The organism is Pseudomonas sp. S3_G06 (assembly GCF_054667565.1).
This window is the reverse complement of record NZ_CP162738.1, coordinates 2,088,222-2,112,284: the sequence shown is the minus strand read 5'-3', so window position 1 is coordinate 2,112,284 and position 24,063 is coordinate 2,088,222. Positions and strand designations below refer to the sequence as shown.

19 protein-coding genes are annotated in these 24,063 nt (G+C 61.2%); 11 read left to right on the top strand and 8 right to left on the bottom strand.

The features are described from left to right. Window positions 1–56: 56 nt before the first annotated feature. Entirely contained in the window at window positions 57–860 is an 804-nt protein-coding gene (locus AB4N47_RS09515) for a DUF1206 domain-containing protein (protein ID WP_110600551.1), read from the top strand. Window positions 861–902: 42 nt separating this feature from the next. Here AB4N47_RS09515 and AB4N47_RS09510 read toward each other — a convergent pair whose 3' ends face one another. Beyond that, on the bottom strand, window positions 903–2,195 hold the full coding sequence (locus AB4N47_RS09510) for an Nramp family divalent metal transporter (RefSeq protein WP_371699886.1): 1,293 nt from the start codon (window positions 2,193–2,195) through the stop codon (window positions 903–905). Between the two features lie 274 nt (window positions 2,196–2,469). Between AB4N47_RS09510 and AB4N47_RS09505 the strand changes: the two genes are divergently transcribed. From AB4N47_RS09505 to AB4N47_RS09495, 3 genes are all read left to right on the top strand, one after another. Then, on the top strand, window positions 2,470–3,603 hold the full coding sequence (locus AB4N47_RS09505) for a lactonase family protein (RefSeq protein ID WP_341637454.1): 1,134 nt from the start codon (window positions 2,470–2,472) through the stop codon (window positions 3,601–3,603). Between the two features lie 118 nt (window positions 3,604–3,721). Continuing rightward, window positions 3,722–4,963, top strand: a complete 1,242-nt coding sequence (locus AB4N47_RS09500) for an MFS transporter (RefSeq protein WP_341637453.1) — start codon at window positions 3,722–3,724, stop codon at window positions 4,961–4,963. 146 nt (window positions 4,964–5,109) lie between these two features. Continuing rightward, entirely contained in the window at window positions 5,110–5,886 is a 777-nt protein-coding gene (locus tag AB4N47_RS09495; RefSeq protein ID WP_122880600.1) for an alpha/beta fold hydrolase, read from the top strand. 27 nt (window positions 5,887–5,913) lie between these two features. On the opposite strand, the gene AB4N47_RS09490 is transcribed toward AB4N47_RS09495, so the two are convergent. After that, the gene (locus AB4N47_RS09490; protein WP_016774781.1) at window positions 5,914–6,834 is read right to left on the bottom strand and encodes a LysR family transcriptional regulator; all 921 of its coding nucleotides are present in this window, start codon (window positions 6,832–6,834) and stop codon (window positions 5,914–5,916) included. A 153-nt stretch (window positions 6,835–6,987) separates the two neighbouring features. Then, entirely contained in the window at window positions 6,988–7,617 is a 630-nt protein-coding gene (locus AB4N47_RS09485; RefSeq protein WP_341637452.1) for a glutathione S-transferase family protein, read from the bottom strand. Between the two features lie 285 nt (window positions 7,618–7,902). Here AB4N47_RS09485 and AB4N47_RS09480 point away from each other — a divergent pair, with 285 nt between their 5' ends. Next, window positions 7,903–9,954 carry a 2Fe-2S iron-sulfur cluster-binding protein gene (locus AB4N47_RS09480; protein WP_341637451.1) on the top strand — a complete coding sequence of 684 codons (2,052 nt, stop codon included), beginning with the start codon at window positions 7,903–7,905 and terminating at the stop codon, window positions 9,952–9,954. Window positions 9,955–9,972: 18 nt separating this feature from the next. Continuing rightward, window positions 9,973–10,185, top strand: a complete 213-nt coding sequence (locus AB4N47_RS09475) for a hypothetical protein (RefSeq protein WP_122706258.1) — start codon at window positions 9,973–9,975, stop codon at window positions 10,183–10,185. Here AB4N47_RS09475 and gabP read toward each other — a convergent pair. Together gabP and AB4N47_RS09465 are read right to left on the bottom strand one after the other, a co-directional pair. Beyond that, window positions 10,182–11,588: a GABA permease gene (gene gabP, locus AB4N47_RS09470; protein ID WP_460154469.1), complete on the bottom strand. Its 1,407-nt coding sequence runs from the start codon at window positions 11,586–11,588 to the stop codon at window positions 10,182–10,184. The genes AB4N47_RS09475 and gabP overlap by 4 nt on opposite strands. Before the next feature lie 235 nt (window positions 11,589–11,823). Further along, window positions 11,824–13,950: a TonB-dependent siderophore receptor gene (locus tag AB4N47_RS09465; RefSeq protein WP_341637449.1), complete on the bottom strand. Its 2,127-nt coding sequence runs from the start codon at window positions 13,948–13,950 to the stop codon at window positions 11,824–11,826. 266 nt (window positions 13,951–14,216) lie between these two features. Between AB4N47_RS09465 and paoC the strand changes: the two genes are divergently transcribed. After that, complete coding sequence (paoC, locus tag AB4N47_RS09460) at window positions 14,217–16,427, top strand: aldehyde oxidoreductase molybdenum-binding subunit PaoC (protein WP_341637448.1); 2,211 nt, start codon at window positions 14,217–14,219, stop codon at window positions 16,425–16,427. A gap of 25 nt (window positions 16,428–16,452) precedes the next feature. Then, complete coding sequence (locus AB4N47_RS09455; protein ID WP_341637447.1) at window positions 16,453–16,785, top strand: hypothetical protein; 333 nt, start codon at window positions 16,453–16,455, stop codon at window positions 16,783–16,785. 158 nt (window positions 16,786–16,943) lie between these two features. On the opposite strand, the gene AB4N47_RS09450 is transcribed toward AB4N47_RS09455, so the two are convergent. Then, complete coding sequence (locus tag AB4N47_RS09450; RefSeq protein ID WP_256809839.1) at window positions 16,944–17,528, bottom strand: TetR/AcrR family transcriptional regulator; 585 nt, start codon at window positions 17,526–17,528, stop codon at window positions 16,944–16,946. A 212-nt stretch (window positions 17,529–17,740) separates the two neighbouring features. Here AB4N47_RS09450 and AB4N47_RS09445 point away from each other — a divergent pair, with 212 nt between their 5' ends. The 3 genes from AB4N47_RS09445 to AB4N47_RS09435 all read left to right on the top strand — a co-directional run bounded on the left by AB4N47_RS09445 (window position 17,741) and on the right by AB4N47_RS09435 (window position 21,376). Further along, the gene (locus tag AB4N47_RS09445; RefSeq protein WP_073476243.1) at window positions 17,741–18,418 is read left to right on the top strand and encodes a type 1 glutamine amidotransferase domain-containing protein; all 678 of its coding nucleotides are present in this window, start codon (window positions 17,741–17,743) and stop codon (window positions 18,416–18,418) included. Window positions 18,419–18,520: 102 nt separating this feature from the next. Continuing rightward, window positions 18,521–19,642, top strand: a complete 1,122-nt coding sequence (locus AB4N47_RS09440; protein ID WP_130902666.1) for an alkene reductase — start codon at window positions 18,521–18,523, stop codon at window positions 19,640–19,642. Between the two features lie 195 nt (window positions 19,643–19,837). Then, window positions 19,838–21,376, top strand: coding sequence for a cryptochrome/photolyase family protein (locus AB4N47_RS09435; RefSeq protein WP_341637446.1), 1,539 nt, complete (start codon window positions 19,838–19,840; stop codon window positions 21,374–21,376). Window positions 21,377–21,382: 6 nt separating this feature from the next. Here AB4N47_RS09435 and AB4N47_RS09430 read toward each other — a convergent pair whose 3' ends face one another. Both AB4N47_RS09430 and AB4N47_RS09425 read right to left on the bottom strand, forming a co-directional pair. Then, complete coding sequence (locus AB4N47_RS09430; RefSeq protein ID WP_460154468.1) at window positions 21,383–22,885, bottom strand: sensor domain-containing diguanylate cyclase; 1,503 nt, start codon at window positions 22,883–22,885, stop codon at window positions 21,383–21,385. A gap of 130 nt (window positions 22,886–23,015) precedes the next feature. Further along, on the bottom strand, window positions 23,016–23,930 hold the full coding sequence (locus AB4N47_RS09425; RefSeq protein ID WP_024013018.1) for a LysR family transcriptional regulator: 915 nt from the start codon (window positions 23,928–23,930) through the stop codon (window positions 23,016–23,018). Window positions 23,931–24,063: the final 133 nt, after the last annotated feature.

Here is a 24,063-nt window from a genome sequence, read left to right as displayed (position 1 = left end):
GAACCCCTGCCCCGTCCACGGGTCTGCTTCACATCGATTCCCTGGAAGTAAAACCCATGTCCACTCAACATACGCTTGTCCTGCTTGCCCGAGGCGGATACGCCGCGCGCGGCGTTCTGTATCTGATCATCGGCATCTTCGCGCTGCTGGCGGCGCACGACTCCACCAAACCGAAAGACAGCCACAAGAGCCTTGAAGCATTGCTCAGCCAGCCGTTCGGCTACGTGCTGATCGGTGTTGTGGTCGCCGGCCTGCTGGCCTTCGCCGCCTGGCGTGCGCTGCAAGCGATCCGCGATGTCGACCACCACGGCACCGAGTTCAAAGGCCTGGTCATTCGCGCAGGTCTGCTCGCCGGCGGTCTGGTCAATGCGGCGCTGGCCTTCTTTGCCTTGGGTCTGTTGGTGAGTGGTCTCAGGAGTTCGGGCGGCTCCGGCGATGGCAAGACCAAGGATCTGCTCGCGCAGCTGCTGTCGTTCGAGCATTCGAACCTGTTGATTTACCTGATCGCGCTGATCCCGCTGGGTGTCGGTATCGCCCACATCATCAAAGGCTGGAAGGCCACGTTCGAGAAATACTTCGAAGCGGATGACGAAGTGATGCGTTACGTGCGCCCGGTGTCGCGCTTTGGCTTGATCGCCCGAGGCGTGGTGTTTATCGAGATTGCAGTGTTGATGGCGGTCAGTGGCTCGGTTTACCAGGCAACCAATCCACCCGGCATGAAGGAAGCACTGGATGCTTTGCAGAATCTGCCGGCAGGCGGCGTGCTGTTGATGCTGATGGCGTTGGGGCTGATCGCGTTTTCGGTGTACAGCTTTTCCGAAGCGGCCTGGCGCCGGATCGAAATGGATGTGCCGTTGTAAGCGGCGATTCGAGGGGGCGTTTGCCCCCTCGACTGCTTCCCGTCAAGTAAACAGATCAACGCCCAACTGGAACGCTACCCATAGCGCCAGACCTGTAGCAAACATCAGCGCGATGTTTTCAAACAGGTTGTTGCGGTACTGCTTGTCCAGCAGCGATTTCTGGTTGGACATGATCAGCAAGCCCAGGGAAATCACCGGCAAACCAATGATGTTCAATGCGCTGACACCAATGGTCAGGGTGACGAAATCCGGCATGCCCGGCATCGACCAGATCAGCGGCGTGACCAGAATGAACAGCATGAACCACTTGTGCATCGGGTCGTGATGGAACTCTTTGCCGTACTTCTCGCGACGCTCAGGACGAACATGCTGGAAGGCATCGGTGATCAGCATCGGAAACGCCGTGGTCTTGCCTGAAATACTGGCGAACAGCGTTGCGAACACGCCGATGAAGAACACGTACCAGCCGATCGGGCCGAAGAAGATTTCCAGCGCCTTGCCCAGATCGCCCAAGGTTTTCACCTCGATGCCGTTGGGCCGCAGGATTTCCGCACCGACGATCCAGATCGCCAGGTTGATGATGATCCCGACGAACACCGCAAACAGCAGGTCGTTACGCTGAATGCGCTTGTGCTGCGGCCCGGTCCAGCCTTTCTGGCGCATGACATACGGGTGCACGAAGTTGGCGATCGAGCCGGCGACCGCGCCGATCACTGAAACCGCCACCAGCAACGCGCCATGCACGCCTTCGTCCGGCGGAATGCTGAAGCCGATGGTGCCTTTGATGATGCCGCTGACATCCGGACCGGACATCACCGCCAAGGCGATGAACGCCAGGGTCATGATCGCCAGCAGTAGCTTCATCACGCCTTCGATCATCGTGTAGATGTTGCGCCCGACCAGCATCCAGACCGCCAGCACCACCGCCACCGAGCACAGCAATGGCTGATCGATCTTGAACAGCATCGCCAGCGACTCCCCTGCCCCCTTGATCATGTAGGCGTTCATCAAGTGCCCCATCAACAGGGCATAAACCAGCATGAACCAGGCAAACACCGGGTTGAGCTGGGCGTAGCCCTGCAGGATGGTCATGCCCTGGTTATTACACAGCTGGAACCGGGCAATGATGTTGACGATCAGGTACCTGAGCAACAGCGAGACCGCCAGCACCCACATCATTGCGTAGCCGTAGTTCGCACCGGCCACTGAAGACGTGATGAGATCGCCCGCACCGAGCCACGACAGCACGGCGATAATGCCGGGGCCGAGCAGTTTCAGCGTACGCAGGAACAGGTTTTGCGGTTTCGCAGCGGCCTGATGATCGAGTGGAGCCATGCTCGCCATAGGGGTATCTCCGTTATTGTTTTTGTGAGAGTTGTTGCACTGCGCACATTAGGTAGGATGTCGTACAACAACGCTAACGGGAGAGTATGTAGAAATGTGTCAAACCTCAATGACGACGGCCCTCTCCGATCATTTCCGCTGATCAAAATCATCTGGAACAAGCATGTGAAATAAACGTAGCGACGTTACAGGCCTACGAAATAGCCATTGATGGCCCAGCCAATCACTCATAGGATGACTGATCACAACAACAATAAGGCTGGGAATGATGAAAAGAACCCTCTTGATCGCTGCGCTCGCCTCCACGTTGAGCGTGACGGCTAACGCCGCTACCTACGCTTACATCTCAAGCCCCGGCGACGGTCTGATCTCGCAATATCGCCTTGATCAGAGCAACGGCGCACTCACCCTCATTGAACAAATCCAGGCCGGCGATCAGGTCAATCCGATGGCCCTCACCCCGGACGGCAAAGTGCTGTTTGCAGCCTTGCGCGTCAAACCCTTCCAGGTGCTGGGCTACCGGATCGATCGCCAAAGCGGTCACCTGACGAAATTCACCCAAGCTCCGCTGGCAGAGAGCATGGCCTACTTGTCGACCGATCGAAAAGGTCGCTACCTGCTCGCCGCGTCCTACGGCGCCGATACCCTCAGCGTTCAAAAGATCGGCGAGGATCATCAGCCTTCCGCCAACATCCTGCGTTACCCGACCGGCCTGCACGCGCATTCGATTCGCACCGAGCCGAGCAATCGTTTTGCCTACGCTGGCAACCTTGGCACCGACAAGGTGCTGCAATATCGCCTGGACGCCAAGACTGGCGAGCTCAGCCCGATCGGCAGCGGCTCGGTCAGTGTTCCGGAGAAAACCGGGCCTCGGCACCTGGCGTTCTCGCCCAACGGCAAATTCCTTTACGTGGTCGGCGAAATGAGCGGCACCGTGACGGCGTTTTCGATCGACGAGGCCAGCGGCGCGTTGACCCGCATCGCTGAAGCCAATGGCATTCCCGAGCGATTGAAGCTGGCCCACGGCGAAGTGCGTGATGCGCGCAACAACGATTTGAAAGACGATCCGACCCGACGCATCTGGGCCGCTGACCTGCGCATGTCGCCGGATGGAAAACTGCTGCTGATGAGTGAGCGCACCAGCAGCAGCGTTTCGGCATTTGCTGTGGATCCGGCAACCGGAGGACTGACGTTTCTCGATAACTACTCAGTGCAGGAACAACAACCACGCAATATCGCCTTCTCCCCAGATGGCCACTGGCTGCTGGTGACGGGCGAGAAAAGCGCCAAGGTCGGTACGTACGCAGTGAGCAAGGATGGCGCGCTGAAGCGTGTCGGTGAAGCGGCCTCCGGCAAAGGCGCATTGTGGATCGAGATACTGCAAACTCCTGACGCATGAATATCTGCGGAGCAGCAACTGCTCCGCCGTTCTGCAACTAATCTCCCGCCGCTTCGGTCATTAGGTTTGCCGAGGTTGATACATTTACGCAGACCTCACTTTCAAGAGACTGCCCAACGTGATCAGCCATCTCGATCGCCGCAACAACCGCTCGCTGGACAGTCTGAATTTCTTCCTCGCCGATGTCCGCGACGGTCTCGGTCCGTACCTCGCCATCTACTTGCTCGCCGTACACCACTGGGACCCGGCCAGTATCGGCGTGGTCATGACCATTGCCGGTATCGCCGCACTGATCACGCAGACGCCCGCTGGTGCGCTGGTTGACAGCAGCCGGACGAAACGGGCGCTGGTCATCATCGCCGCGCTGTTGGTCACGGTGAGTTGTCTGCTGCTGCCGTTCATTTCGTCATTCAGTCTGGTGGCATTGACTCAAGCCTTGAGCGCGGCGGCAGCGTCAATTTTCGCCCCGGCGATTTCCGCGATTACCCTGGGCATCACCGGCCCACGAGCATTTACCCGGCGTACCGGTCGCAACGAGACGTTCAACCATGCCGGCAACGCGTGCGCGGCGTTATTGGCCGGTTTGTTTGCCTATCTGTTCGGTCCGGTGGCGGTGTTTTATCTGATGGCGGTCATGGCGCTGGCCAGTGTGATTGCCGTGCTGTTCGTTTCGGCAGAAGCGATAGATCACGACGTCGCGCGCGGTTTGCAGCCTGGCGATCAAAGCCATCAGCCGTCCGGATTCAAGGTACTGCTGAGCAATCGCCCGTTGCTGATGTTTGCCCTGTGCTGCGCGCTATTTCACTTGGCCAACGCGGCGATGCTGCCGCTGGTGAGCCAGAAACTCGCCCAAGCCAACTTGCACATGGCCACGCCGCTGACCTCGGCGTGCATCGTCGCCGCGCAACTGGTGATGGTGCCGATGGCGCTGCTGGCCGGTGCGAAAGCCGATGTCTGGGGGCGCAAACCGTTATTGCTGGCGGGTTTTCTGATCCTGCCGCTGCGCGGCTTGCTCTACACCTTCTCGGATGATCCGTACTGGCTGGTCGCCGTGCAGCTGCTCGACGGCGTCGGCGCTGGGCTGTTCGGCGCGCTGTTCCCGGTGATGGTCAAGGATCTCACCCTCGGCTCCGGGCATTTCAATGTCAGCCTCGGCGCGCTGACCACAGCATTTGGCCTTGGCGCGGCGCTGAGCAATGGGCTGGCCGGATTCGTCGTCGAGGCCGCCGGTTACAGCGCGGCATTCCTGACTCTCGCCGGAGTTGCAGCGGCAGCATTCCTGCTGCTGTTGATCGCTGTTCCGGAAACGCTGCAGCGGACTGAAAAGTTCGATTCCGCTGCACTGCTGAGCCAAAACTGAGCGGTTTGTATCAGCATGTAGCTTTTGCCGACACAGATACACACGCATGCGAAGTTCAGCCTTGCGCACACAGAACTGACACATTTAGCGCGCTAAATACCACTGTCGTTTCCATTCCTACCTTAACCAATCGACAGGACATCACCATGAACAAAGTCTTCGCTACCCTCGCCCTCACCGCTGCCATGTTCGGCGCCACCGCTGCGTTCGCCGCGCCGGTCAAACCTACCGTGGTGCTGGTACACGGCGCATTCGCCGATTCGAGCAGCTGGAACGGCGTGGTCAAGATTCTCGAGAAGGATGGCTATCCGGTGATCGCTGCGGCCAACCCGCTGCGCTCGGTCAAGAGTGATGCGCAATCGGTGGCGGATGTGCTGGCCAGCGTGAAAACTCCGGTGGTCCTGGTCGGCCACTCTTACGGTGGCCCGGTGATCAGCGAAGCCGCTTACGGCAATGCCAATGTCAAAGCGCTGGTGTACGTCGCCGCGTTCGCCCCGGAAAAGGGTGAAACCGCAGCCGAATTGTCCGGCCGCTTCCCTGGCAGCACCCTTGGCCCGACCCTGTCGGCCCCGGTTGAGCTGGCCGATGGTGGCAAGGATTTGTACATTCAGCAGGACAAATTCCATGAGCAGTTCGCAGCTGATGTTTCCCCGGCAGATGCGAAGTTGATGGCCGCCACCCAGCGCCCGGTGACCGTCGCCGCGCTCAACGAAGCCGCCACCGAGCCTGCATGGAAAACCGTGCCGTCGTACTTCGTCTACGGTGACCAGGACAAGAACATCCCGGCGCAAGCCCTGGCGTTCATGGCCGAGCGCGCGCACTCCAAGCAGACCGTCGTGGTCAAAGGCGCGTCGCACGTGGTGATGGTGTCCAACCCGAAAGCCGTTGCCAGCCTGATCGAAACCGCTGCGACCGGGAAGTGATCCATTGCTGAGTTGAACCTTGAAGCCTTAGCCGTGAACCCTGTTCACGGCTTTCAGCGCTGGATGATGTTGTAGACGTTCGCTGAGGAAATCGACAAACGTGCGCACCTTCGCCGGTACGCGCGGATGTTTCAGATAGACCAGTTGCACCGGTAACGCCGGCGGCTCAAAGGCCTGCAACACCAATTCCAGTTCACCGGCCGCAACCTGGCTGGCGACTTGATAAGACAGCACCCGGGTAATGCCCCAACCGGAACTGGCGATGTTGATTGCCGCCTGATTCGCGGTGACCACCAGACGCGGTTCGAAGCGAAAGCTCAACGGCCCGTCGGCATGGGCGAATTGCCAATCGCTGAGCAAATGACTGGCGGACGACATGACGATATTGGCGCGGCTCAACTCGTTCGGATGTTGCGGTCGGCCATAGCGGGCGAAGTAATCCGGCGTGCCGCAGATGACCTGCCGGACCTCGCCGACCTTGATTGCATGCTGATTGTTCTCGTGCAAATGGCCGATGCGCACGGCGACATCGATACCCTCTTCCGCCATGTTCACCACGCGATCGACCAGCAACGCCTTCAGATGCACTGAAGGAAACGCGTCGACGTATTGCGCCAGCAACGGCGCGATGAACAGCTCGCCAAACAACACCGACGCGGTCACGCTCAAATGCCCGCACGGCACCCGATAACTGCCGGCAGCGGCCTCTTCGGCTTCGTCGACGTCGCACAGAATTCTTCGGCAATCGTCCAGATAACGGTGCCCGGCTTCGGTCAGGTGCAGGCTGCGCGTGGTGCGCGACAACAGACGCGTGCCGATGCGTTGCTCCAGCGCGGCAATGGCGCGGGTGACGCTGGGGGGCGAGGTGTTCAAACGCCGGGCCGCCGCCGCAAAGCCACCCTCCTCGGCCACGGCCAGGAACATGCGCATTTCCTGAAAACGATCCATAGGCGGGAACCTGTAAAAAACTTCGAAAACACAGTGAAATCATGTGGGAGCGAGCCTGCTCGCGAAGGCATTCTGTCAGTCAACATCACCGTTGCATGACACACCGCTTTCGCGAGCAGGCTCGCTCCCACAGGATATGTGCATCGTTGTGAATCAAGCTGTTTGCAGGCCCACCGCTGTACGCTGCATGCCGACGAATTTCGGCAGCGCCTCGACCCGCGCCAGCCACGCCCGCACATTCGGGTAATCCTCAAGCGAGACATTGCCTTCCGGTGCGTGGGCGACGTAAGTGTAGGCGGCCACATCGGCAACGGTTGCCTTGTCGCCGGCAAGGAATGCGCTGTTGGCCAACTCGTCTTCCATCACCTGCAACAACGCATGGGAACGCTTGATCGCGTCAGCTGCGTCGTAACCGGCGCCGAACACCGTGATCAAGCGCGCCGTGGCAGGACCCGAGCTGATCTGCCCGGCAGCCACCGATAACCAGCGTTGCACCTTGGCTTGTTCGACCGGATCGCTCGGCAGCCACTGGCCGTTGCCGTATTTGCTCGCCAGATAAACCAGAATGCCGTTGGAATCCGCGAGCACCGTGCCGCTGTCATCAATCACCGGCACTTGGCCGAATCGGTTGAGGGCGAGGAATTCAGGGGTTTTGTGCGCGCCCTTCATCAGGTCGACGAACACCAGTTCGGTCGGCACATCCAGCAGGGACAACATCAACTCGACGCGATGCGAGTGGCCGGACAACGGATGGCGGTACAGTTTGACGGCTGACTGAGACATGACGTGCTCCTGGATTATTTGAGGTCGACCCGCTGATCGTGTCGATGGGGCTCATCCTGCTCCCCTGCCGCAAATCGCGGAATCCTCAGCCAATACAATCGAGCATTTCAGCCAGTGAAATAATCATCCTCGTCCTTAGGCGCGCGTAGGGATCATTTCACCGCGTGAAACAGTGGATTGCAGTTTCTGGCCATTCCCTCGCAACCGGCCGAGGGCGAACATGAGCCCACTTGAGCTTCAGCCCCAGGCGGCTCACCGGCCCGTTTGTACCCGAGGAGAATCGAAATGGACACAGCGTCGAAACCGCAGCCCTCGCCCTGGCATGAAGGTGAGCTGACCCTGCAACGTGCCGTCGGCGCGGTGGAGATGATGGTCGGTGTCGGCCAGCGGCAACTGGCCCGCGACTGGATGCCGGACCAGCACCGCGAGTTCTATGCGCAACTGCCCTTCGTCGTGCTCGGCGCCGTCGACAGCCAGGGCGATCCGTGGGCAACGCTGCGCACCGGTCAACCGGGGTTCATGGATTCGCCGTCACCAGAGGTTCTGAAGATCAAACTCGACGCGCAGCCCAACGACCCGGCCAATCAAGGCCTGCAACCCGGCGATGCGATCGGCATGCTCGGCATCGAACTGCACACCCGTCGGCGCAATCGCATGAACGGCAATATCAGCCGCCGCGATGACAACATTCTTGAGATCGGCGTGACCCAGGCTTACGGCAACTGCCCGCGCTACATCAATCTGCGCCATTACGCCTTCGTCGACGAGACTACCGACACCGCGCTCGACTTGCCGGTCAGCGAACCCTTGGTGCGCGACATGATCGCTGCCGCCGACTCGTTCTACGTGGCCACTTATGTGGTGCGCGACGGTGAGCGGCAAGTCGACGTGTCCCATCGCGGCGGCAAATCCGGTTTCGTGCATATGGACGAAGACGGCACCCTGACCATCCCGGATTTCTCCGGCAATCTGTTCTTCAACACCCTGGGCAACATCCTGCTCAACCCGCGCGCCGGGCTGACCTTCATCGATTTTGAAAGCGGCGATCTGTTGCAGATGACCGGCAGCGCGGAAGTGCTGCTCGACGATCCGCAAATCGCCGCGTTTCAAGGCGCCGAGCGCCTGTGGCGCTTCAAGCCGCAGCGCATCGTTTACCGTCAGGCCGCGCTGCCACTGCGCTGGGCCGAGCAACCGGAAGGCGATTCGCCCAACTCGCAAATGACCGGCAGCTGGGAACAGACCCGCGAGCGTTTGCAGGCCGAGGCGCTGCGCAATCAATGGCGCGCGCTGCACGTCACGCGGGTGGTCGATGAGAGTCCGCAGATCCGTTCTTTTTACCTGCAAGCCAACGACGGCTTCGGCCTGCCACGCTTTGAACCGGGCCAGCACTTGCCGATCAAGGTCTTGCTCGACGGTCAGGATGCCGCGTCGATCCGCACCTACAGCGTGTCCAGCGCGCCGTCGGACGAGTTTCTGCGCATCAGCGTCAAACGCGATGGCTCGGTCTCCTCGCATCTGCATGATCGGGTCCAGGCACTGGATTTGATCGAAGCCCGCGCCCCGCAAGGCGATTTCACCGTCGACGCCACCGAACGCCGGCCACTGGTGTTGCTCGCCGCCGGGGTCGGGGTGACGCCGTTGCTGTCGATGCTGCGCGAGGTGGTCTATCAGGGCAAACGCATCAGCCGCATGCGCCCGACCTGGGTGGTGCAAAGCAGTCGCACCGTCGAGGATCTGGCCTTTCGCGAAGAAATCGATGCCTTGGCTGCGCGCGCCGGTGACAAGGTCAAGGTGCTGCGCGTGGTCAGCCAGCCGCCGCTGGAAGCAACAGCGCAAGGTTACGATCACGCCGGGCGCATCGACATCGCCTTGCTGAAGAGCCTGCTGCCGCTGGATGACTACGATTTCTACCTGTGCGGCCCGGGCAGCTTCACTCAGGCGCTGTACGACGGCTTGCGCAAAATGCGTATTCCCGACGATCGCATCCACGCCGAAACCTTCGGCCCGTCGACGCTGATCCGCGATGTCGAAATCAGTACCCCGGCGCCGCCGCAGGTGCCGGTCGCCGAAGAACCCGTCAAGGTGCTGTTCGCCACGTCCGGCAAGGAAGCACGCTGGGAACCGGGCAGCGGCACCTTGCTGGAACTTGCCGAGGCACGTGGCTTGAATCCGGAGTTCAGCTGTCGCGGCGGTTCCTGCGGCACCTGCAAAACCCGCCTTACCAGCGGCCAGGTGCATTACCTCACCCCGCCGGCCATGCGCTTGGCGGACGACGAAGTGCTGATCTGCTGCGCCGCCCCGGCGCAGGGCAGCGAAACCCTGGTGCTGGACGTTTGAATCATGAGGAGGTGCGCCATGAAGCCGTATGCAGAAACCAACGTGGTTTGGCCGCAAGAGAACACCGGACTGTCCGCCAGTGAATGCGAACGCAGTTTTTTACTGCCGCAACTGATGGGCTCGCTCGCCGGTGAAACCTGCGCATTGACGGGCTCATTCAATCAACGTGAGCATCTGCCTTCGAGCCCGAACGGCTGGTTTTCCCGTGGGCTCAAGGCGTTGTTTGCTTAGGCTTTGCTCACCGCCGCCACTCTGGCCGCCGGCCCGTGCTGGCGGCTGGTGACCAGGCCAATGAACGAGATCAGCAACGCCAGGCCAATGGTCGAGGTCACTTCCAGGCGGTGTTCAGGGGTGATCATCATCACTGCCAACGCCGCGCAGATGAAGGCGATGACCAGCCAGGTGAGCCAGGGAAACAGCCACATGCGCAAGGTCATTTCGACCTTTTCCCGTTCCAGTCGGCGGCGCATGCGCAACTGCGAAATGGCGATCACCAGATACACCAGCAAGGCAATTGCGCCGGAGCTGGCGAGCAGGAACTGGAACAGCCCGGCCGGCATGAAATAGCTGAGCAAGGTCACACCCGCGCCAATCACCGTGCTGGCAATGACCGCCGCGCGTGGCACGCCGGCCGCCGAAGTCACCTTCAATGCCGGCGGCGCATCGCCGCGTCGGCCCAGCGAATAGAGCATGCGCGAGGAAATGTAGATCGAGGAGTTCATGCAACTGGCCACCGCGATCAATACGACCACGTCGACGAGGAATTTGGCGTTGGGGATGTTCATCAGTTCCAGTGCGCGCTGGTAGGAACCGACCGAGGCGAGTTGCGGGTCGTTCCACGGCACCACGGAAATCACCACGAAGATCGACAGCAGATAGAAAATGCCGATACGCCAGATCACCGAGCGCGTGGCCTTGGCGATGTTCTGCGCCGGATTGTTCGATTCCGCAGCGGCAATGGTCACCGCTTCGGTGCCGATGAAACTGAACATGATGGTGATGAACGCGCCGACCACCGCCGACATGCCGTTGGGCGCAAAGCCGCCGTGCTCGGCCATCAGCGTGCTCAAGCCACTGGCTTCACGCTCGGGAATCCAGCCCATCAGCACCGCAAAACCCAGGCCGATGAAACCGATGATCGCGATGACCTTGGCCATGGCGAACCAGAATTCGAACTCGCCGTATTTCGACACGCTGAACAGGTTGGTGATCACCAGCAGGACGATCGACAGCAAGGCGAACAACCACGCATCGACCTGGGGAAACCACTGGTTGAGCACGTGCCCGGCGGCCAGCGCTTCGATCGGAATCACCAGCACCCAGAACCACCAGTAGAGCCAGCCGATGGTGAAGCCGGCCCAGCGGCCAATGGCTTGATCGGCGTAGGTGGAAAACGAGCCGGTGTCGGGATGCGCCACGGCCATTTCGCCGAGCATGCGCATGACCAGCACGACCAGCAGACCGGAGAACAGATAAGCGAGCAGCACCGCAGGTCCTGCGGCGGCGATGGCGTGGCCTGAGCCAACGAAAAGTCCTGCGCCGATGATGCCGGCAATGGAAAGCATGGTGACGTGACGCGGTTTGAAACCTTGCGCCAACTGACCGTTGGAGTCCTTGGGGTTCAGGCTAGTCATGGGTTCTTATTGTTCTCATGATCGACGTTTGGGCCACTGACTGAGCGTCAGGCGATCATCATTTCCGGTGTCGGCATCAGGCGAAAGCTGCGACGCAGACGCTTTGCCGACGAAATGATGCTTCACCTTACGTGGCCCGACCGCCGCACAACTAGCCTGAGTGCGGCATGCCGATGTCTGATTTCGACATGCCACTCTCAGGCCAGCATGGGTCGGCGGCAACCGCTGCGGCGATTTACAGCGTGTAGGAAATCCCCACCTGCACGGTTCGCGGCGCCCCCGGGTAGGCGTAAACGTTGCCGAAGGCGCCCTCTTCGTAGTCGCGGTCGAAGATGTTTTTCACATCCAAGTTGAGCCGCACTTTGTCGTTGACCTTGTAGAAGCTCAGCAGGTCGACCACGGTGTAACTGCCCATGGAAAACGCGGTGTTGGCGGTCTGCCCGGCGCGCTCGTCGACGTATTTCAGTCCGGTGCCAAGGCCAAGACCTTTGAGCGTGCCGTCCTGAAACTCGTACATATTGAGCAGGCTGAAGCTGTTCTTCGGGATGTTCAGCAGGCGCGTGCCGGAGCGCAGCGTGTTGTCCTTGGTCACCTCGGCGTCGACGTAAGCGTAACCGCCGACCACTCGCCACTCCGGGGTGAGGTTGCCGGTGACGTTGACGTCGAAACCACGGCTGCGTACTTCACCGGCGGCGACGCTGAAGGTCGAATCCACCGGGTCGGTGGTCAGCACGTTGCGTTTTTCGATCTGGTAGATCGCCGCGTCGACGCTCAACTGCTGATCCAGCGCTTCCCACTTCACGCCCATCTCGTAGGACTTGCCTTTCTCTGGAGCGAAGCCGCCGCCTTCGCGACTGGCGCCGGTGTTGGGCTTGAACGAGCGCGCGGTGTTGGCGTAGACCGCCAGGGTATCGGTCAAATCGTAGGTGACGCCGATACGCGGGGTGACGGCGTTGTCGCTGGCCTGCCAGCTCTTGCCGCCCGGCACGTAGGTTTCGTAATCGTGCTCGAAGCGCTCGAAACGTGCGCCGGCCAGCACTTTCAGTTTGTCGGTCAGGGCTACCTGATCCTGCACGAATGCCGCGTAGGTCTTGAGGTTCTCTTTGTCGTGAGTCGGCGTGCGGGTCAGCGCCGGGCGTGGCTGGCCGTAAACCGGATTGAAGATGTCGATCGGGTAGGCACTGACCGCGCCGCTGGAGCGCTGGATGATCGACTTGTAGTCGTAATCTTCGTACTCGATGCCGGTGAGCAAGGTGTGCTGCAGACCGCCAGTATCAAAATGCCCGGTGAGGTTGAGCTGGGTGTCCTTGTCGGTCCATTCCAGCTTGCGGTAGTTGAAGTTGCGCCCCAGCGTGCGGCCGTCAGCGGCAATGCCGTTGGCCTCGATCGCGTTGCCCTTGAGCGAGCCGTCGAGCCACTGGAAACCGCCGCCGAGGGTCCAGTCGTCGTTGAGCATGTGCTCGAAACGCAACTGCGCCATGTTGTTGTCGTTGTGCAGCTTGCCGACGTCCTTCTCGCCAAAGAAGGTATCGCGCGAGGCAGTGCCGATCTGCGCCGGGTAGCGCGTCACGCCGCGATCGAGCGGCGCGTTGTTGCGCATGAAATCGCCTTCGAAAATCAGCTTGGTCGCGTCGGTGGCCTGCCAGGTCAGCACCGGCGTGATGCCGTAGCGCTCGGTCTCGACATGATCGCGGAAGGTGTCACCGCCCTCGCCCACCACATTCAAGCGATAGGCCAGACGCCCTTCTTCATCGAGCGGCCCGGAAGCGTCGAGGGTGCCGCGCTTCATGCCTTGGTCGTTCAATTGGCTGCCTAACGTAACGGTGCGCTCGGGCAACGGCTGTTTCGACACCACGTTGAAGGTACCGCCGGGATCGCCACGGCCATAGAGCATGGTCGCCGGGCCGCGCAGCACTTCCAGACGCTCGATGGTATTGGCGTCAGGCATGTTCGGGTAGCCACGGTTGATCGGGAAACCGTTGCGGTAGAACTCACCGGTGGTAAAACCGCGCACGGTGAAGGTGGTCAGGCCCTGCCCCCCGAAATTGTTCGCCCGACCCACGCCACCGGCGTAATCCAGCGCATCCTGCAAACGCGTCGCGCCGAGGTCTTCGACGGCGTCCTTGGTCACCACGCTGATCGACTGCGGGGTTTCGTGAATCGAAGTGTCGGTGCGCGTGGCACTGGCCGAACGAGTCGCGCGGTAGCCTTGGACCGGGCCGTCTGCCCTTTCGTAATCCGCTGTGCCGACCACATCGGTGGCTTCCAGCTCAAGCGTTGAAGTAGTCGGTTCGGCTGATTCAGCCCACGAGGAAGAAGACAACGCCTGCAGCACACAAATGGAAAGCAGAGTTCGACGCATGAGGTGAAAACCTTTACGAATAGGCCAGAACGAAGGGCAAAACCGCCATTGAAAACGCCGCGCATGGTATACGGTCGCATTAGTAATTGAAACGTATTCTTATTTGTCATGTTGATCAGGATTGGTGAGCGGGATTCATCATTCCATCCTGAAACCGCGCATTATCAGCAGGGCGTCGATGGCCTAGGATCGTAGGGATCCGACGTCAATCGATGGCTGCGCCGCGCTACGTGGGCGCCGCCAGCCTGTCTGAAAGGAGTTCGCAGATGAAATTCGACACCCCGGCCGGCTCCAATCCGATCGACCAGCTGAAGGTGATCGGCCAACCTGCCGACCGCATCGACGGCAAGTTGAAAACCACCGGCACCGCCACCTACGCCTACGAGCAAAACGCAGCGGTGCCGGACGCCGCCTATGGCTATATCGTCGGCGCCGGGATCGGCAAAGGGCGCATTGCCTCGATCGATTCCACGCAAGCGCGGGAAGCGTCCGGGGTGATTGCCATCGTCACTTACGAAAACGCCGGGCCATTGGCCAAAGGCGAGTTTTACGTAGCCAGGGCCTTGGCCGGGCCGCAGGTCGATCACTATCACCAGGCCGTGGCGATTGTCGTCGCGGACACCTTTGAACAGGCCCGCGCGGCGGCCGGCTTGCTCGACATCCGCTACGTGGCCGAACCAGGTTCCTTCGATCTGGCTGCGGCGAAAGACTCCGCAAACCCACCGCCACCGGCCGGTTTCGGCCCGCCGCCGCAGACCAGCGTCGGTGACTTCGAAGGCGCCTTCAACGCTGCGCCCGTGCAAATCGATCAGCACTACAGCACGCCTGACCAGGCCCACGCGATGATGGAACCGCACGCAACCATTGCCCGCTGGAGCGGCACGCAGTTGACCTTGTGGACATCGATCCAACAGATCAACTGGGGCGTGCGCGATCTGGCGAAAACCCTCGGTATCGCCAAGGAAGATGTGCGCCTGATCTCGCCGTATATCGGCGGTGGTTTCGGCGGTAAGGGCACGATTCTTTGCGACGCAGTGTTGGCATCCCTGGCCGCTCGACATGCCGGGCGACCGGTGAAAGTCGCGCTGCCGCGGCCGCTGATGTTCAACAACCTGACTCACCGCCCGGCGACGCTTCAGCGCCTGCGCATCGGTGCCAACCGTGACGGCGTGATCACGGCGATCGGCCACGAGAGCTGGTCGGGCAATCTGCGCGGCGGACGCGCCGAAGCAGCTACCGCGTCAACCCGCTTGCTTTACGCCGGGGCCAATCGCATGACCCGTTTGAATCTCGCCGTGCTCGATCTCGCCGAGGGTTCGGCGATGCGCGCGCCGGGCGAGGCACCGGGGATGATGGCGCTGGAAATCGCCATGGATGAACTGGCCGAAAAGCTGCAAATGGATCCGCTGCAACTGCGCATCCTCAACGATTCGCAGGTCGATCCGGAGCAACCGGCGCGGCCGTTCTCCAAACGGCAGTTGGTGGAATGCCTGAACACTGGGGCCGAACGCTTCGGCTGGCGTCAGCGCAACCCTCAACCCGCTCAGCGCCGTGAGGGCGGTTGGCTGATCGGCATCGGGCTGGCCTCGGCGATTCGCGGCGCACCGACGACCGCTTCGGCGGCGCGGGTGCGTCTCGATCGTCAAGGCGTCATCACCGTGGAAACCGACATGACCGACATCGGCACCGGCAGTTACACCATCATCGCCCAGACCGCTGCCGAAATGATGGGCGTGCCGCTGGACCGTGTCGTGGTGCACTTGGGCGATTCGCGGTTTCCGGAATCGTCGGGCTCCGGCGGCCAGTGGGGCGCCGCCTCCTCCACTGCCGGGGTGTATGCCGCGTGCGTGAAACTGCGTGAGGCCGCCGCTCGCGCCGTCGGGATTGACCCGCAGCAAGCCGAGTTTGTCGATGCACAGATTCGCGCAGGCTCGCAGCAGGTTGGCTTGGCTCAGGCCGCAGCCAATGGCGAGCTGACGGGCGAGGACCGCATGGAATACGGTGACCTTGCCCAGCGCTTCGCCCAGCAGACCTTCGGCGCGCATTTCGCCGAGGTCGCGGTCAATGCGGCGACCGGCGAAATTCGCCTGCGTCGGCAACTGGCCGTGTGCGCCGCCGGGCGCATCCTCAACCCGAAAACCGCGCGCAGCCAGATCATCGGCGGCATGACCATGGGCGCCGGCGCGGCATTGATGGAAGAGCTGGCGGTGGATCATCGAATCGGCTTTTTCGTCAATCACGATCTGGCCGGATACGAGGTGCCGGTGCACGCCGACATTCCCCATCAGGAAGTGATCTTTCTCGATGAAGTCGACCCGTACGCCACCCCGCTGAAGGCCAAAGGCGTCGGTGAGCTGGGTATCAGCGGCGCGGCGGCGGCCATCGCCAACGCGATCTATAACGCCTGTGGCGTACGGGTGCGCGATTATCCGATTACGCTGGATAAACTCATCGGCGAGTTGTCCTACCCGGTCTGAGACTGGATCACGCAGGATATCGCCCATGTACCCCACCACCCCCGATGGCCGCTATTTTGTGGTCAAGCAACAGCTGTGGCGTTGCAGCAATCCAGCGCTGCCGGCCGCCGAGCGTGAGGCGTTTGTAGCCGAACTCATGTCAGCGCGGCGTGCGGTCAAAGAGGCGAAGCGTGCGGAGGATGCACAGGCATTGAAGTCGGCGAGAGATCGCGTCAACGAGGCCAAAGTCGCGCTGGGTGAGCGCGGGCCGGTGTGGTGGGATGACGGCAGCCCGGATTACAACCGATTCAAAGTGAGCAATACACCGTATGCGCATTGGTTTGCCCAACTGCCTGAAGAGGACAGCAGTTCTGCCTGAGTTTTGAATGGCCTGCTGGTCTCCAATCCCACCAATCAACACAGATCTCCTGTGGGAGCGAGCCTGCTCGCGAATGGTTTGGGTCAGGCGATGAAGATGTTGAATGTGCCGCCGTCTTCGCGAGCAGGCTCGCTCCTACAAGGGATCTGCGGCGAGGCTCAGACTTGCAACAACTGCCGGGTCATCGCCATCGAAGTTTCCAGCGACTGTCCGGTGCGCTGCAATTTGTTCAGCAGGCTGGCACCGAGCCAGAGCTGATACAGCGTCTCTGCCAACTTGCGCGCATCGCCCTCGGGCAGGCTTTTGTCATTTTGGCCTTGTTCGATGCATTCGGTGATCCGCGCGACGATGCGTTCGGCGCCGTCGCGCAGGGTCAGGCGCATTGATTCGGACAGGTCGGCGACTTCGGCGCTGAGTTTCACCACCAGGCATTCATCGCCGTGGCCTTCGAGGGTGCAGCGGTTCTGCCAGCCCTGCCAGTAATCCATCAAACGCTCGAAAGCAGTCAGCCCCGGCAGCGTCAAGCGGCGCTCCATGTCGGCGAGGTAGTCGACGAAGTAATCCTCGAGCAGCGCCTGGCCGTACAACTCCTTGGATTTGAAGTAGTGATAAAACGAGCCCTTGGGCACGCCGGCGGTCTGCAGGATCTCGTTGAGGCCGACGCTGGTGAAGCCCTTCTCGGCCATCATCCGGTGGCCGGTGTCGAGCAAGTGTTGGCGGGTGTCGTCAAAGGTCGGCTTCATGGTGCGCAAAATTCCAGACAATAGACCAGTCGTATAGTTTTCAGGACCGGGAGTTTGCCATAACCGACGGGCAAAAACATTTTCTGAAAAAATTACTAGACGACTGGTCTAATTGGAAACTATGCTGCGCCCCGACACACAAATTCATGCGGCACCGACAACAAGCGAATCCCTCGCCTCCTGCCGATGCCAGACCAACCCAAGGGTGCTCTATGAAAATCTTGATGGTTCTGACTTCCCACGATCAACTCGGCAACACCGGCAAGAAAACCGGCTTCTGGCTGGAAGAGTTCGCCGCGCCCTACTTTGCCTTCAAGGACGCCGGCGCCGACGTCACCCTGGTATCGCCTGCCGGCGGCCAGCCGCCGCTCGATCCGAAAAGCGATGAGCCAAGCGCGCAGACTGCCGAAACCGATCGCTTCCGCGCCGATCCGGCCGCACAACAGGCACTCGCCACCACTGGCCGTTTGGCTGACGTGAAGGCCGAAGATTTCGACGCAGTGTTCTACCCAGGTGGCCACGGCCCGCTGTGGGATCTGGCCGAAGACAAGGCCTCGATTGCACTGATCGAAGCTTTCGACCGCGCCAATAAACCTCACGGTTTTGTCTGCCACGCACCTGGCGTGTTGCGTCATGTTGTGCGCGCTGACGGCCAGCCAATCGTCAAAGGCCGTGATGTCACCGGCTTCACCAATGCCGAAGAAGCGGCGGTCGGCCTGACTGACGTGGTGCCGTTCCTTATCGAAGACGAGTTCCAGCGCCTTGGCGGGCGCTATTCGAAAGTCGCCGATTGGCAAGTGCATGTGGTGGCTGACGGTCAACTGGTCACCGGCCAGAACCCGGCCAGCTCTGCCGCCGTTGCCGAAAAGCTGTTGAAGATGCTCGGCTGAATCCATCGCTCCAACCCGATCAACGCCGTGTGCGTACCGCCCGGCGTTGTTTTTTTGCCCAGTCACTAGTCGACTGGTCTAATCAGATTCCAGGCTTACTCCATGAATAACGCTTTTTTCACGCCCGCTAAATTGGGCAACCACACCCTGAAAAACCGCATCGTCCTGCCGCCTCTCACCCGCCAGCGCAGCACGCAGCCGGGCAATGTCGCCAACGAGTTGATGGCCGAGTATTACCAGCAGCGCGCCGGTGCCGGTTTGCTGGTCACCGAAGGCACGCAGATCGAACCGCGCGGCCAGGGTTATGCGTGGACGCCGGGCATTCACACGCCGGAGCAGATCGCCGGTTGGCGCAAAGTCACCGAGGCGGTGCACGCCGTGGATGGCGTGATCTTCGCCCAGCTCTGGCATGTCGGTCGGGTCTCGCACACGGCGTTGCAGCCCAACGGCGATGCGCCGGTGTCGGCCTCTGCGGTCGCCACGGACCGCGTCAGCGTGTTCATCGAAACCGCGCCCGGTGTCGGTGAACTGGTGCCGCCGTCCGCGCCGCGCGCGCTGAGCACCGATGAAGTGCAGGAACTGATTCAGCTGTACATCCAGGCCGCGCGCAACGCGATGGAGGCGGGTTTCGACGGCATCGAACTGCATTGCGCCAACGGTTATCTGGTCAACCAGTTCATCTCCGCCCACAGCAACCTGCGCACCGACCAGTACGGCGGCTCGCTGGACAATCGCTTGCGCTTCTTGCGCGAAGTGGTGGCCGGCGTCGCCGAATGCATTGGCAAGGACAAGGTCGGTGTGCGTTTCGCGCCGTTGTTCACTACCACCGATGAAGCGCGGACATACCTGGGCCTGGTCGAGGAAGATCCGCACACAACTTACATTGCCGCGATCAAGATTCTTGAAGACGTCGGCATCGCCTACCTGTCGATCGCCGAAGCCGACTGGGACAACGCGCCAGCGATGCCGCAGACCTTTCGCCAGGCCGTACGCGACACGTTCAGCGGCGCGATCATTTATGCCGGTCGCTACACCGCCAAAACCGGCGCGCAATTGCTTGAGTCGGGGCTGGCGGATCTGGTCGCGTTTGGCCGGCCCTTCATGGCCAACCCGGACCTGCCGGCGCGGATTGCCAATGACTGGCCGTTGAACCAATTGAACCCGGCGACGGTGTATGGCGGCGGTGCCGAGGGTTATATCGACTATCCGACCTACCCCGCCTAAGAACCCCACCCAAATCCCTGTGGGAGCGAGCCTGCTCGCGAAGGCGGTGGGTCAGTCAGCATTTGTATTGACTGACAGGACGCTTTCGCGAGCAGGCTCGCTCCCACTACCGGATGTCAGTGGCCGCTAAAACCTATACATAACAAACAATCTGTATAACTATTGGAGTTCGAATCTCTGACCGGACTTCGCTCCATGCCCCCTGCCCACCGCTTGCTCCTGATTCTCGGCGACCAGCTGTCATTCGACCTGGCCTCCCTGCAGCCACTCGATCCCCAGCACGACCTGCTGCTGATGGTCGAGGTCATGGAGGAAGCGACCCACGTCGCCCATCATCCGCAAAAGATCGCTCTGATCTTCAGCGCAATGCGCCACTTTGCCGAGGCGTTGCGCGATAAAGGCTTCCGCGTCCAGTACGTCAGCCTCGATGACCCGGACAACAGCGGCTCAATTCCCGGCGAACTACAGCGCTGGCGAACCCTCACCGGCGCCGAAGAGATTCATATCACCGAATGCGGCGACTGGCGCCTTGAGCAGTCAATCAAAGATTCGGGCTTGCCCGTGCACTGGCATTCAGACCGCCGTTTCCTCTGCTCCCGCGAAGAGTTCTCCAATTGGGCCAGCGGCAAGAAGCAGCTGCGCATGGAGTTTTTCTACCGCGAGATGCGGCGCAAGAGTCGGCTGCTGCTTAATGGCGACGGTACGCCGGTCGGCGGTGCGTGGAATTTCGATGCGGAGAATCGCAAGGCGCTGCCCAAACACGCTAAACCGCCCTACCCGGCACGTTTCGCCAATGACGCAATCACCCAAGAGGTGCTGGTATGGGTCGGCGAGCGCTTCGCCAGCCATTACGGCACGCTGGATGACTTCAATTACCCGGTGACCCACGCCGATGCCCAGGCCCTGTGGCTATACTTTCTCGACTATGCGCTGGCCGGCTTCGGTGATTACCAGGACGCCATGGCCAGCGACGAGCCGTTCCTGTTTCACGCGCGGATCAGCGCGGCGCTGAACATCGGCCTGCTCGATTTGCGCCAGCTGTGCAGCGATGTCGAGGCGGCGTACTGGTCGGGGAGCATCGGCCTCAACGCTGCCGAAGGCTTTATTCGGCAGCTGATCGGCTGGCGTGAATACGTGCGCGGCGTGTACTGGCTGAAGATGCCGGACTACGCCGAGGGCAACGTGTTTGGCAACTCGCGTCCGCTACCGGAGTTCTACTGGACCGGGCAGACACAGATGAACTGCATGCGCCAGGCCATCGGCCAAAGCCTGCAACATGCCTACGCCCACCACATTCAGCGCCTGATGGTCACCGGTAACTTTGCCTTGCTCGCCGGGATTGCGCCGAAGGAAATCTGTGAGTGGTATCTGGCGATCTACATGGACGCCTTCGACTGGGTCGAACTGCCCAATACCCTTGGCATGGTCATGCACGCCGACGGCGGTTATCTCGGCTCCAAGCCTTACTGCGCCAGCGGCCAGTACATCAATCGGATGTCGGATTACTGCGGCGACTGCGCCTATAAGGTCAAGGAAAGCAGCGCGGACGATGCCTGCCCGTTCAATGCGCTGTACTGGCATTTCCTCATGCGCCACGGCGATATCCTGCGCGGCAATCAGCGCATGGGCATGATGTACAAGAACCTCGACCGCATGCCGCTGGCCAAGCAGGATGCACTGTGGCTACGCGGACAAATGCTGTTGGCGAAACTGGATAGCGGCGAAGCTTTCTAGTGCGCCTCAGGCCTGCCCGGCCATCCCGTTGCGCCCCGCCGCTTTCGCCCGGTACAGCGCCTGATCGGCGGTCTGGATCAACGCCGGCAGCGAATCCAGCTGAGCGCCCGTCCCCACCGCCATGCCGATACTCACCGTAATCCGAGCAAACGGACTGCCCGGGTGGGCGATGTTCGCCTGCTGCAAACGCTCGAGCATCAGTTGCGCCACCACGGTCGCCCCGGCGCTGTCGGTGGCCGGCATGATCACCGCCATTTCCTCGCCACCGTAGCGCGCGACCAGATCCGAGGGGCGTCGCACGCAGCCTTCAAGAATCTTGCTGACCGCTTGCAGGCAGGCATCGCCAGCGACGTGGCCCAAGGCATCGTTGAACAATTTGAAGTGGTCGATATCGATCATCAGCAAGGCCAGCGAGGTCCCGTCACGCTGCGCCCGCCGCGCTTCCACCGTCAGCGTTTCATCGAAACAGCGGCGGTTGGCCAGGCCGGTCAGCGCATCCTTCAGCGCCAGCAATTCCAGCTGCCGATTGGACGCAAGCAACTGCTGTTGGGCATCGCGCAACGCCTCTTCAGCCTCAGTGCGGCGGCGGATATCGAGAATCAGGAACCAGCCGATCAATCCGGTCAGCCCCAGCAGCCCGATCACTACCACCGCCGACAACGCCGCTTCGATACGCCACGCCGCCAGCGCTTCATCCTTGCCCAGGGCCACGGTGGTGATCAGCGGCAGGCTTTCGCTTTTACGGAATGCGTACAGCCGCTCGACACCGTCGAGGCTGGAGGTGTAGGAGGCAGTGCCGACCGAGCGGTCGACGAGGTATTTGGCGTAGATCGGCGATTTGGAGAAGTTGCGGCCCATGTCCTGCTCGCGGAACGGATAGCGGACCAGCAGCGTGCCATCGGTGTAAGACAGACCGATCGCGCCGTCCTGGCCAACGTCGAGTTTGCCGAACACGCGCAAAAAGTTTTCCACCCCCAGCGTCACCGCTACCACGCCAGCGAACTGCCCACCGTCGTCGTTGAAGCGCCGACTGATGGTCACCACCCATTCGTGATTGGCACGGCTCTGGATCGGCGGGCCAATAAAGGGCTCGCGGCTCGCGCTGTCACGGTGATGAATGAAATAGGCGCGGTCGCTACTGTTGGCGCCCTCCGGAATCGGCCGGTTGGAAGACATCAGCCAATGCCCGTTCCGGTCATAGATGATGATGCCGCTAAGCTGGGGCATCAGCGGCTGCTGGCGGTCGATCAGGCTCTGGATGCGCTGAATCTGCGCCGGGCCGTTACCCTCGGTTTCCAGAAGTTCGACCAGCCCGAGCAAGAGCAGCGAGCTTTGCCGGACGATGCCTTCGGTGTAGGTGTTGAGCGCCTGGGTCAGGTTCAGGCCATGCACATCGACTTCCGCCAGCGCACGCTCGCGCGAAGACCAGACTTTCCAGATCGTCAGCGAAGTCAGGGAACAGCCGATCACCAGCAGCAGGAGCATTACAAGGCGAGTATCACGCTTCACGTCAGTACCTTAAGGAAGTCCGGTATCCATTCCAGCCATCATTCGAACGTCGGCACTCACGGCGGCCACGTGTTCCGGGGCGCAAGCATACAAGCAGTGTGCAGCGGCTGCAGCAACAGAGTGTGCAGCGCTAAGCGGCAGGTGCGGCGGGTTTGAGGATTTCCACGAGAAAATCGATGAACACGTTGATCCGGCTCGATCCACGGTGGTTGGGCAGGTACAGCGCGTTGATGCAACTGCTGGCACTGCCGGGGTTGACCTCGTAGTGCTCAAGCAAGCGCGTCAGGCGTCCGGCGGCGACGTCGTCGCGCACCAGCCAGTCGGCCAGCAGCGCCACCCCGCCACCGCCAATCGCCGCTTCGCGCAGGATGTCGGCGTTGTTGCTTTGCAGGCGACCCTGGACGTTGAGCTGAATCGGCTCTTCGTCGCCCTGAAAGGTCCAGTGGTGATGGCTGCCGCCGTAGTCGAAGCGCAGGCACTGGTGCTCGAGCAGATCCCGCGGATGCTCCAGCACGCCGCTGCGCGCCAGATAATCCGGGCTGGCGACAATCCAACGCTGAAAGTGGCCGACGCGTTTGCTGACGATGTCCTCGCTGACCACCGTCGAGCCGAGCCGCACTGAAACGTCGATCTGCTCGCTGAGCAAATCGCTGACCTGATCGCTCAGCGACAGGCTGATCTCTAGCCCGGGATGGCGTTCAAGCAGGCGGCTCAGGTGCGGCGCGATCAGCCGCCGGCCAAACTCCACCGGCACGCTGATGCGCAAGCGGCCTTGGGCATCACTGCCACGATCGGCGACCACCGCATCGGCTTCGTCGATGGCATCGAGAATGGCCACGGCCTTCTCGAAATAGGTCTGGCCGGCGACGGTCACGCTGGTATTGCGCGTGGTGCGATTGAGCAGGCTGGCGCCCAACTCGTTTTCCAGCCCCGCCACTTGCCGTGTCACCGAAGACGTCGAAATCCCAAGCTTGCGCGCCGCCGAGGAATAGCCCCCGCAGCGCACGGTTTCAACAAACATCTTCAATGCCAGCAACTTGTCCATAAGCGGGGTCCGGTGGTGAGGGAACGCCGCTGATTGTGCATCAGCGCTCGCCACACGTCTTGTATCGTCGTGCTTGAGGGCGCCTGGTGCGGGAAACAAGTCCATCTCGAGTACCTCGTTGCCACAATGGCTT

Excerpts from the sequence above, each read along its gene's own strand:
- paoC (WP_341637448.1), top strand. The coding sequence starts at position 14,217 with ATGAAATTCGACACCCCGGCCGGCTCCAATCCGATCGACCAGCTGAAG.
- AB4N47_RS09515 (WP_110600551.1), top strand. The coding sequence starts at position 57 with ATGTCCACTCAACATACGCTTGTCCTGCTTGCCCGAGGCGGATACGCC.
- AB4N47_RS09485 (WP_341637452.1), bottom strand. The coding sequence starts at position 7,617 with ATGTCTCAGTCAGCCGTCAAACTGTACCGCCATCCGTTGTCCGGCCAC.
- AB4N47_RS09445 (WP_073476243.1), top strand. The coding sequence starts at position 17,741 with ATGAAAATCTTGATGGTTCTGACTTCCCACGATCAACTCGGCAACACC.
- AB4N47_RS09465 (WP_341637449.1), bottom strand. The coding sequence starts at position 13,950 with ATGCGTCGAACTCTGCTTTCCATTTGTGTGCTGCAGGCGTTGTCTTCT.
- AB4N47_RS09475 (WP_122706258.1), top strand. The coding sequence starts at position 9,973 with ATGAAGCCGTATGCAGAAACCAACGTGGTTTGGCCGCAAGAGAACACC.
- AB4N47_RS09455 (WP_341637447.1), top strand. The coding sequence starts at position 16,453 with ATGTACCCCACCACCCCCGATGGCCGCTATTTTGTGGTCAAGCAACAG.
- AB4N47_RS09425 (WP_024013018.1), bottom strand. The coding sequence starts at position 23,930 with ATGGACAAGTTGCTGGCATTGAAGATGTTTGTTGAAACCGTGCGCTGC.
- AB4N47_RS09450 (WP_256809839.1), bottom strand. The coding sequence starts at position 17,528 with ATGAAGCCGACCTTTGACGACACCCGCCAACACTTGCTCGACACCGGC.
- AB4N47_RS09480 (WP_341637451.1), top strand. The coding sequence starts at position 7,903 with ATGGACACAGCGTCGAAACCGCAGCCCTCGCCCTGGCATGAAGGTGAG.
- AB4N47_RS09505 (WP_341637454.1), top strand. The coding sequence starts at position 2,470 with ATGATGAAAAGAACCCTCTTGATCGCTGCGCTCGCCTCCACGTTGAGC.
- AB4N47_RS09440 (WP_130902666.1), top strand. The coding sequence starts at position 18,521 with ATGAATAACGCTTTTTTCACGCCCGCTAAATTGGGCAACCACACCCTG.
- AB4N47_RS09490 (WP_016774781.1), bottom strand. The coding sequence starts at position 6,834 with ATGGATCGTTTTCAGGAAATGCGCATGTTCCTGGCCGTGGCCGAGGAG.
- AB4N47_RS09495 (WP_122880600.1), top strand. The coding sequence starts at position 5,110 with ATGAACAAAGTCTTCGCTACCCTCGCCCTCACCGCTGCCATGTTCGGC.
- AB4N47_RS09435 (WP_341637446.1), top strand. The coding sequence starts at position 19,838 with ATGCCCCCTGCCCACCGCTTGCTCCTGATTCTCGGCGACCAGCTGTCA.
- AB4N47_RS09510 (WP_371699886.1), bottom strand. The coding sequence starts at position 2,195 with ATGGCTCCACTCGATCATCAGGCCGCTGCGAAACCGCAAAACCTGTTC.
- gabP (WP_460154469.1), bottom strand. The coding sequence starts at position 11,588 with ATGACTAGCCTGAACCCCAAGGACTCCAACGGTCAGTTGGCGCAAGGT.